General features: G+C 32.6%; 9 protein-coding genes and 2 pseudogenes. 10 read left to right on the top strand and 1 reads right to left on the bottom strand.

Features of this window, described 5'->3' with window-relative positions; translation table 11 throughout:
• From ACESM9_RS12590 to ACESM9_RS12545, 9 genes are all read left to right on the top strand, one after another.
• Positions 1-1,336: glycoside hydrolase family protein (locus ACESM9_RS12590; RefSeq protein ID WP_372999183.1), on the top strand; the 1,336-nt coding region annotated here is incomplete at its 5' end.
• Between the two features lie 9 nt (positions 1,337-1,345).
• Positions 1,346-2,011 carry a hypothetical protein gene (locus ACESM9_RS12585; RefSeq protein WP_372999180.1) on the top strand — a complete coding sequence of 222 codons (666 nt, stop codon included), beginning with the start codon at positions 1,346-1,348 and terminating at the stop codon, positions 2,009-2,011.
• Between the two features lie 495 nt (positions 2,012-2,506).
• Positions 2,507-2,773 carry a hypothetical protein gene (locus ACESM9_RS12580; RefSeq protein ID WP_372999177.1) on the top strand — a complete coding sequence of 89 codons (267 nt, stop codon included), beginning with the start codon at positions 2,507-2,509 and terminating at the stop codon, positions 2,771-2,773.
• 398 nt (positions 2,774-3,171) lie between these two features.
• Positions 3,172-3,372: a hypothetical protein gene (locus ACESM9_RS12575; protein WP_372999173.1), complete on the top strand. Its 201-nt coding sequence runs from the start codon at positions 3,172-3,174 to the stop codon at positions 3,370-3,372.
• Positions 3,373-3,429: 57 nt separating this feature from the next.
• Positions 3,430-3,882 (top strand): hypothetical protein, encoded by a 453-nt coding sequence (locus tag ACESM9_RS12570; RefSeq protein ID WP_372999170.1) that lies wholly within the window; start codon positions 3,430-3,432, stop codon positions 3,880-3,882.
• 109 nt (positions 3,883-3,991) lie between these two features.
• Positions 3,992-4,240: a hypothetical protein gene (locus tag ACESM9_RS12565; protein WP_372999167.1), complete on the top strand. Its 249-nt coding sequence runs from the start codon at positions 3,992-3,994 to the stop codon at positions 4,238-4,240.
• Between the two features lie 347 nt (positions 4,241-4,587).
• Positions 4,588-5,583 (top strand): hypothetical protein, encoded by a 996-nt coding sequence (locus ACESM9_RS12555; RefSeq protein ID WP_372999161.1) that lies wholly within the window; start codon positions 4,588-4,590, stop codon positions 5,581-5,583.
• Positions 5,584-6,211: 628 nt separating this feature from the next.
• Complete coding sequence (locus ACESM9_RS12550) at positions 6,212-6,655, top strand: hypothetical protein (RefSeq protein ID WP_372999159.1); 444 nt, start codon at positions 6,212-6,214, stop codon at positions 6,653-6,655.
• Positions 6,656-6,901: 246 nt separating this feature from the next.
• On the top strand, positions 6,902-8,107 hold the full coding sequence (locus tag ACESM9_RS12545) for a hypothetical protein (protein WP_372999156.1): 1,206 nt from the start codon (positions 6,902-6,904) through the stop codon (positions 8,105-8,107).
• A 216-nt stretch (positions 8,108-8,323) separates the two neighbouring features.
• On the opposite strand, the pseudogene ACESM9_RS12540 reads toward ACESM9_RS12545, so the two are convergent.
• Positions 8,324-8,489: pseudogene (locus ACESM9_RS12540) on the bottom strand (DUF444 family protein); the annotation flags it as partial.
• Here ACESM9_RS12540 and ACESM9_RS12535 point away from each other — a divergent pair.
• Positions 8,482-8,634: pseudogene (locus tag ACESM9_RS12535) on the top strand (sporulation protein YhbH); the annotation flags it as partial. The pseudogenes ACESM9_RS12540 and ACESM9_RS12535 sit on opposite strands and share 8 nt — an antisense overlap.
• Between the last annotated feature and the right edge of the window lie 589 nt (positions 8,635-9,223).

Here is a 9,223-nt window from a genome sequence, read left to right as displayed (position 1 = left end):
TGCTTATAATAATCCGGTTATGTACGTGGATCCATCCGGTCATTTTCCTCTGGGTAGTATAGGTACGATTATCGGTACGATTATTAATGTAGTAGATACTGTAAAGGATGCCCTGGATGGAAATAAAAAGAAGAAGTCGGATGGTAATAGTAGTAATAGTAATAAAAATAAAAGTTCAAATGATCATACAGACTATTCAAAGCCACCCGCTTGGTTGGATTGGGACGGAGACGGCAAGGTAGACAGCAGTGAGGATATGGAAGAGTTTGATTCCAACGGAGATAACATTGCTGACTGGCTACAAGAAGAAACGGATGAAAATTGGATATTAACTGAAAAAGGTGGATGGGATCATAAAAATAATACAGAATCTGATGGAGGCATATCTGCAGAAGATATAAGAAAAGAATATACTTATTTAGAACAACTATATACTGAAGAAGAACGCAAGGAATTATATACTTCAGAAGGTATTCCGAACTATGAGTATTTCGATAATGTTGCAAAATTAGTTGAGAGCGGTGAGATAGAGAATTATAGAAATATTGGTGGAGATATAGTAGACGTTGAAGGTTATATTATTTTTGATCGTATTTCTGGAAAATATAGAATACAAGGTAAAGATACCGAAGAACTATTATTGGATGAACTTGGTGAAAATGAGGAGACGAGTGAAGTTGAAAGAATGACACTTAGTCAAGATGGTTTAATGATGATAGCAAATTTTGAAATGAGCTCAGAGGTATTAAAGTCATGGGGATTAGGCGAGTATGATGATAATGGTAATCTTGTAGGAATATATCCTCATTATGTATTTAAAAATGTTGGCACAACTGAAAATCCTATTTGGATAAGTGACGGTGGTATCACTTTTGGCTATGGGCATTATGTGAATAAGAACGATTATGAGAATAGTCCAAGTGAACGAGCACTTGTTGATAAATATGCTAATGGAGCATCAATTTTACCACCTACAACTCCAAGTAATGGGATAGCATATAAAGTCCCAAATTCATTAGCTATGTCAATGGAAGAAGTATGGAGTATATTCAGAGAAGATTTAGCTGAGTCAGAAGATGCTGTAAATGATTTTCTTATTACTCATAATATATCGTTAGAACAACACCAATTCGATATGTTAGTTTCGTATACTCATAATTATGGGAATTACGTTTGGACACTTACTGGAGAAAAAGAGAAAGTTTTAGTTAAATATTTCCGTGAGGTGGGAGGGAATTTTACTGCTGAAGGTGTTATGAATGCATTTGAGAGTAGTTCTAACCCTGCTAGGAGAACACAAGAGGCAGAGATATTCATTAATGGATATTCGAAGTAGGAGGTTTTTATGATAGCAAAAAAATATTCTATGTTAATATTTTTAGTCAGTTTAAGTTTATTACTATTTGTAGGATGTCAGGAAAATGAAGATTTTACAAACAAACATAATTCTATAGGTAATGAACATGTAGAATTAGACGATATTGAAGACAACCAAAATACAAAAATCAATACTAATAATTTAACGACAAAGTCTCCAGATAATAATGAATCTACACCTTTAATATTTGGAACATGGACTTTAGAAAAAGTTGTTTTAATATCTGAAATATTAATGTTTCCGTCAGAAGAAGATGATAGTCCAGATTTAGTGGATAATACTGAGAAATATGTAGGATTAGAGTTGGAATATACAGACAAATATCTTCGGCTGGGTGGAGAAAAATTTTTTAATCCTAAATACAACTTGAAGTATATGACAATTCCTGAGTACAATGATGGCGGAAAATTTAAACAACCAAGTCTTTATGACGTTATTAGTAATGAGAATATTAATATTACAAATAGCGAAAAATATGAATGGTTATCTGAAGTACCACTTGAGTTTTATCAAGTAAATTTTGATGAAGACTATCCTATATCAGTAGGTACACAAGTAGTTGTGCTAAATGATGACACAATGTTAGTGGGTGTTTGGGGAAAAATTATTTTAGCTCGTCGTGTTGAGCCGTAATATAGTATCCACAATAAATGCAAAATACAGAATTTAATTTAAAGCTGCATAAAAACATAGGTACTACAAAATAACCCAAAACAGATAATTTTCTACGGACGGATCAAATTAATGAAACATATTTTTTTAAAAGATTAGTTGCAGAAACTTATTTGCATAATAATTCACAACACACAACACCTACTACAAGCTAGATAGATAATGAACCCAAGACATTTTTAACATTATTAACTTGTCTAGTAAATAGAATACTTAATTCTAATAGGGATAGCTCTTTTATATTAAAGGTAAGGGAGACTATCCCTTTATATATGATAATGACCCCTCTGCCCCGCTGAAAAAGTTACTACTTTTAATTCTTATAACAAATGTAAACCCGATAAAATAACAGTTCATTATGAAGAAGTAGTTTCAATTGATGATCCAAGCTTTATAACATGGGATACTAATAATCAAGAGAATCGGGGAAATTAAATTAATAGTTGGATTGCCTTTTTGGCAGTTAATATTAGCTCCAGTAAGGTGGTTCAGGAGACCGGCGATGCCATTCGTTACCAGTATGATGCCGTGGGCAACCTGATCAAGATGACCGCTGAAAGTGGGCTCCGAACCTATGATTATGATGAAAATAACCTATTGAAAGAAATTGTGAAAAACGGTGTGACGGAAATCAGCTACACCTATGACAAATCAACCGGATGGAAACGGTCACATACGGAAGCAATACCACAACATACAGCTATGATGAAACGGAAACCGTGAATCGGTGGTTTATCAGGGAGGAGTTACAGAGTCCTACAGCTAAATTCATATTTAAGCGATCCAAGGCTAAAAGAACATTACGTTGATATTAAATCTAATGATCCGTTAGTTTTCTTTCCTGAAGGTGTAGAGGATGAAGCTGAGGGTTATCCTCAAAGTGAACATTATATTCGAAGTTCGGGGGATATGAATTTAATAGTGGAGTCCATAGAAATGATTATTGGGATGGACATGCTGCTCTAAAAATAAGAGATGGGTATGAGGTTGGCGCAACATCTGGATCAAATCATATAGATGGTCCTGCCTGGGGGATAAATATCCATATGGGTTACTCTTAATTCCGACAATAATTTAAGGCACATAGGAAATACAAATTCCCTATGTAAAGGAGGAGTCCAATGCGAAAGATATTGTTTACTATTCTAATTATCTTATTAATTCTTTCAGGATGTACTAATAATAATCAGAGTATAAATAATCAAAAGGATTTAACCAGTTATAATAACAAAAAGAATATAGAAACAAATGGCAACAAAAAAGAAAAATCAATAAAAGAGGACTGGTTGATTGTAGACATAGTCGAGTATATTGATGTCTAGACAAGAAATAGTCTTTTAGTCCACTTAAATGATATTAAAAATAAAGAATACGAAGTGTTGCAAACAAATGATATCATTAAAAATTTAGTAGATAATGAATTTGAGAATCAATTAATGGATATATCTATAAATGGATCGAAGTTGTGGTTAAGTAATTTTACAGATAAAGATTATATTTTAGATTTAAAAAATAAAAGTCTAATAACCGGGCAAAGTGAATGTAAAAGTTATACATCTGAATTTAAAAAACGATTTTATGTAATAGATGATAATCGGTATGTATTTGATAAATTTTGTGAAGATTTAAGTGCTGAAGATTACACTAATAAAGATGATTTAAATTTTTACAATACTGAAAATAAGTTAATTGATGGTCCATTAATATCTGATGATAACAAAAAAATAGTCTCTGTTGAAAAAGATGTGAATAATCATTACTATTTTGTATTTTATGATATAGATAAAAGAACAATCATGAAGGGTTCTATTAACAGAAATAAACACAGATGAGATTTTCTTGTCTCAATGGCATATAAATGATCATATTCTTTTAAATGCTGGGTTTAATGCATATGATTACAATATTAAAACAAAGAAAATATCAGAAATAGGGAAATATATGTTTAGTCCGATCATGTCCCATGATGGGAGCTATCTGGTTTACCATAAACCAAGATTTGTTGATCAAAAATATTTGATGACAGATTATGATGATTATGGGGAAACAGGCATATATATTTACGACTTAAATAAAGATGAGAATTATAAAATAGAAAGCGACATTTTTAAGGATTATGAACTTTATGTATTGTATCCATCTCGAATTATTCGAACTTCAATTGATTATAATGAATACGTTACGAAATAGCTGATATAGTGTTCTTAATGTTTTCAAGATGGATTACCTTTCTGATCCAACTTTATTTTGTTTTACCAGTTTAAGACAAATCGAATACAGCTACACCTATGATCCAGCCGGACGAATTGTCAACGTAAATGCACCAGGGAAAACCACGGTGTATACCTATGACGATGCCGGCAACCGTCAAACCATGAGTGAGACCTATACGTCCCTGCAACCGAGTGGTTTTGTAGATCCTGTCAGTCAGAACCCTGTCCAGTACATGATCAAAAAGAGTGAGTATATCTATTCCGACACCAACCAGCTCTTACAAATTCATGTATACAAATAAATAATTGTTAAAGGTAGGTAATATGAAGGTGTTTAAGAAGAAAATATTGTGGATGTTATTGCTAATTATGATAATGATTACTGTAGCCTGTGGTAACAGGGAAATTAATAAAGAAAATGAAGGTTTTGATGAAGAGACAGAAAATACTGTCTCATCACAAAAGGTAAGCTCAACAGAAGAGACCTTACCAATATCATCAAAAAGTAATAAAATTCCAGAAAATGAGCCTATTGATTCTTCGATTCTAAAAAGTAGTGAAACAAGATTTGAAGATTTAAGTTATATAGACGAAGATATATACAGCGCTCTTAGTAAAATAATCAGTACCATTGATTTCTATGGAACTTTTGATAATGAAGATATTGTAGACAGTAATTCAATATCAAAAAAATATTATAAAGTAGTAGTTGGCGAGTCACCATATATTAATGAAGCAAAAGAAAAAGAAGGATTTGAGGGAGAATTTGATTCGATAAAACCAAATGAATGTATTTATTATTACTTTGATATGGATAAAGATGGACTCCCTGAATTGATAGTTTCAGATCAGCAAAGATATGAGTATATTTTCAAGTATGATGCGATCAACAATGAAATTATGCTTATTAGCATAATAAGAACAACAAGCCAACTTCTAGGTGGTAATAAAATAAGTTATTGGCAGGGAGGAGTGGGGCTTACTTATGGCTTTTATGAGTTATATAACAGTGGAGAAAGAAAATCAGATATAAGGTTCTTTTCAGCGGCATATCTTAACAACAAAACGCAACAGGAAGATGAAATATATATGGTCGGGTTTACAGAGAATTCAGAAGAAATCGAAACCTTGAAAGCACTTACACAAAATGGAAAAGTAGAAGTGTATTTTAATGAATTATCCGAGACGCACTATTTTAGAATAACGGAAGAGCAGTATAATCAATTAGCAAAGGATTATTTTAAGTCAAGAAAGGAAGCAGAGGAAAATATTAAGGAAGTCACATATTCATTTGAAGAATTGTTTGGAGAGTTTAAATAGAGAGCTCTGGGAAACTAAGTAATAAACAACAAATTACAATGTATACTCGAAGTGCTTCCGACTACTCATTATTAAATTTTCAAGCAACATCTGCACATGAATTTGGTCATATTTTGGGGTTAGGGGATGCGTAGAAAACAGATGAACATCCCGCAGCACCTATAGATTTTATTGAAGTACTAGATAGCAAATTTACTGCACCTGAAAAGGAGAAGAAGAGCATTTTGAAGCGGTTTATAATAAAAACGCAGAATTGCTACAGAAGGAAAAGATCCAATAAATAAGGGAACTTTCAATTTTTTTGGACCTAGTAATGATAAGCATGTATCATTTGATGTTGATACTTATTTTAGATTTGGAAATAAGATAGGGTATCCAGCAGATTATAAGGTTAAAGAGGGGATTAGAGCAGGTTGGAAAGGATATGTTGAAGTTAAAGGGGCTCCGGAAGACTATTGGAGTGACATCCAGCAAAAAGCTAATCCTAAACAATATCAGGAAAGATTGGAGGAAGAAAAAAAGATAGAAGAAATAAGAGAAAGGCATTAAGTAATTTTGAATTAATCCCTAAATAGTACACTGAAACTATTTAGGGATATAATTACAACACTTTTTGAGGAGATTTATAATGATAACAAACAACTTATTTTTGGTATTATTCCATATACTATATATTTTTGTATTAATACCTTTCATGATAGACTACAATTTTAGTGCATCTATGTCAGTCATAATTTATTTACTGTTCCAAATTCCCTATTTATTGTTCGGGCTGTTTTTAGAACCCTTCTTAAATTATCATAAGTCAAAATTTAAAAATATGCTTTCATTCTCAACACTGTTTTTTGTAGGTGTATTTTTTGCTTATCTTGAATATTCATCAAATTCATATGGTCCCATGTTATTTTTTGCCATGTTTATCGCCCCATCAGCGCCTATCGCAGCATTGTTTGGAGAGTTTGTTTCTTCTAGTAAGGAAACGTTGTTATGGCCATTATTTTCTATCCCTTATATGATATTGGCATGGCTGGGAATGGAATTAAGAAGAAAAATTAGGAAGCGGGTTATCTAGGTTATTATCTGAATGATAGGGTTAGTCCATATATTTATAGTGGAACAAATGTGTATACTGGTGGGAAGTATACTTCAGACGGTAATTTTAATCCCACTATTTATAGATAAACAGCCAGGGGTATATCTTCTTATAAGTCAATTGATAGAGTACATCAGTAGATATATTTACAAAATTAGTTAATAAGTATAAGGAAAATGAATCGCTATTTGAATTAATGAAAATTTAAAGTTTTGGAGGAGATGAATGAAAAGGTTACTACTTTTAATTCTTATAACATATGTGATTTTAGTTTCTGGATGCGGAGAAATTATTAAACAAGATGATGCAAATGATCAAAATAATGATTATAATTCGTTAACCACGACAAAAAACTATGATAATGGATCAAATGAGTATGAATCTGTATATTTTCAGGATGATGACATTATATCTATGAAATATAAAGGACAATTTATATTCCAAGACGTTTATGAAAAAGAAGTAAGAATAAACATGGAAATATTAGAAAACCTTAATGAAGGTAGAATATATCAGTTATATCTTAGCCCTCTTCAAGGTGTTCCAGTGGAAAGGTTAAGCATAGGTTATTTTTATGAATCAGGAGATACAATATATAAGATAAATCCGACTGAAGCAAATCTGAATATGATTAAGTCCAGTGGAAATATTCCAGAAGATAGTGTCATTGTTTGTCAGAATGCAGAAATACAAGATACTTTAGGAGAAGATGAACGTGGATGGCATCAATATATTGAGGTTAATGGAGATGAGATAGAATACCACTCATACAATAACCTAGTTGAAACAGGATATTATGAATCGTTTACATGGAAAAAAGGTGTAGGGTTAGTTTTTTATCAAACGGGATATGGTGCAGAAAGGGCATCAATAAGATTAAAATTAATTTCAAACGTGAAGACTAATCAGACCGATACAGCAAATCAGGCAATTAATAATCCGAATAAAACGTTATCTTTATCGCCAGAAACAGACTCGAAAAATGAAGACAGGGAGAATTTATGTACTGATAATGAAGAATTACTATTTAGCTTTATGTTAGCGAATTCCCCAAAAACATTATCTGTATGTATATCAAAAACACAGCCGGATTATATAGTATATCGGCTTGGTAAAAAAGATAAAGTAGAACTTGAATTTCCTGAGAACAAAGCTAATTCATGGAGTGAATTTTCTTATTCATATTATTTGCGTGGAGGGGGAGCAGGAAATGAGGGGATGGATTTAAACTATTTAACATTTGAAAATGGTGGATATGAATATCAAATTTATCAAGAGTACACCGCTAAAGATAATATGACAAATGTAGGAATAAGAATTACAGAAAAGGCAACAAATGAGGAATCAGAAATTAAGGGTTTAAGTAATAGTATTGAAGGTAGCTTGATAAATCTAAGAGATAATAAGAAAATAAAAACAGAAATTTTATAAGAAATGGTTAGCGGCGGTTGTCTTCGGATAACCGTCTTTTATTCTTATAAAGAGGTGGAAGTCAAAAACAAACAGACATTGAATGAAACCGCTTGGGGCGAAACCACCTGCATCATTAGTTAATTCTGACACCCCCGGCTCCATGGGAATTTTTGAAAAGTATATCTCACGCATCTTCTTACTTCCCCGTAACCAAACATATTAGAGACCTTCATCGATTTCTAAGGCCTTGCGATAAGCGGATGCAGAGGGTTCCACCGCTTTCTCCTTTGGAGAAAAACTGTTCCTCCGAGACTTCCTTGGCTTCCGTGTGGTGGGCGATAAACACAATCTCCACCGTCTCATAGCGCGTGCGGAGGAAGCGAGTCATCCAGAAGTTAAATCAGTACAACTGGCATTCAACGTTGATGTCGGCTTACCGGCATATTCATGATCCCAAGTTTCTGTATAGTATTATTCGGGAGAAGTGGGAGATTTATAGGGAGTTGCGGACGTTTTTTGGGAAGAAGGAGGAGAAGGTGGGGTAGGAAGAATCGATAAAGATCAAGTTGTTATTAAGTTGGGTAGCCTTTTGGGTAATCCAGCTTTATTAGTTTTGGGGGATTCCGATAACAGCAGTTGGATTACCTATTGGTAATCCAACTTTATTTTATATTGAGAAAAACCGATAGTTATTCTATAGAGAAATTTTTTACAAATAGTGAGAGATATTCACTTTGGAGGCTTTTCCATGAAAGAATATACTGCCATTACGTTGCTAATATCCAGATAACACAACAAAAAACCACAATTCAAGATGTAGAAACAGGAGACAAATATAACGATACCTGTATTTCTGAAATAAAGATCTATTAAAAAAAATCCGTACATTTTTTCATAGAAATTGGAAATTCGCACTGAATCATTAGGTGATTTGTCAAAATCTAAAAATACAATGAATCATTCCGATTCTAATAATCAAATACTAGAAAAATTTCCTAAACCTAAAAAACCTATTGTTAGTGTTTCGCAAACAGGTTGTTTATTGCAAAATAAAAATACACAGATATGCAAAGAAAAAGTACATAAAAAAAGGGCTTGCCAGTTCCACAATTAACCTCTACCGTATTGTTTGAG

The organism is Lutispora sp. (assembly GCF_041687175.1).
In the GTDB taxonomy this organism is placed as follows: domain Bacteria; phylum Bacillota; class Clostridia; order Lutisporales; family Lutisporaceae; genus Lutispora.
The sequence above is the reverse complement of the archived record's forward strand: the minus strand, read 5'-3'. Positions and strand labels throughout refer to the sequence as shown.

Bases quoted from the DNA above. Each gene is read 5' to 3' on its own strand.
- ACESM9_RS12585 (WP_372999180.1), top strand. From the start codon at position 1,346: ATGATAGCAAAAAAATATTCTATGTTAATATTTTTAGTCAGTTTAAGT.
- ACESM9_RS12575 (WP_372999173.1), top strand. From the start codon at position 3,172: ATGCGAAAGATATTGTTTACTATTCTAATTATCTTATTAATTCTTTCA.
- ACESM9_RS12565 (WP_372999167.1), top strand. From the start codon at position 3,992: ATGTTTAGTCCGATCATGTCCCATGATGGGAGCTATCTGGTTTACCAT.
- ACESM9_RS12555 (WP_372999161.1), top strand. From the start codon at position 4,588: ATGAAGGTGTTTAAGAAGAAAATATTGTGGATGTTATTGCTAATTATG.
- ACESM9_RS12550 (WP_372999159.1), top strand. From the start codon at position 6,212: ATGATAACAAACAACTTATTTTTGGTATTATTCCATATACTATATATT.
- ACESM9_RS12545 (WP_372999156.1), top strand. From the start codon at position 6,902: ATGAAAAGGTTACTACTTTTAATTCTTATAACATATGTGATTTTAGTT.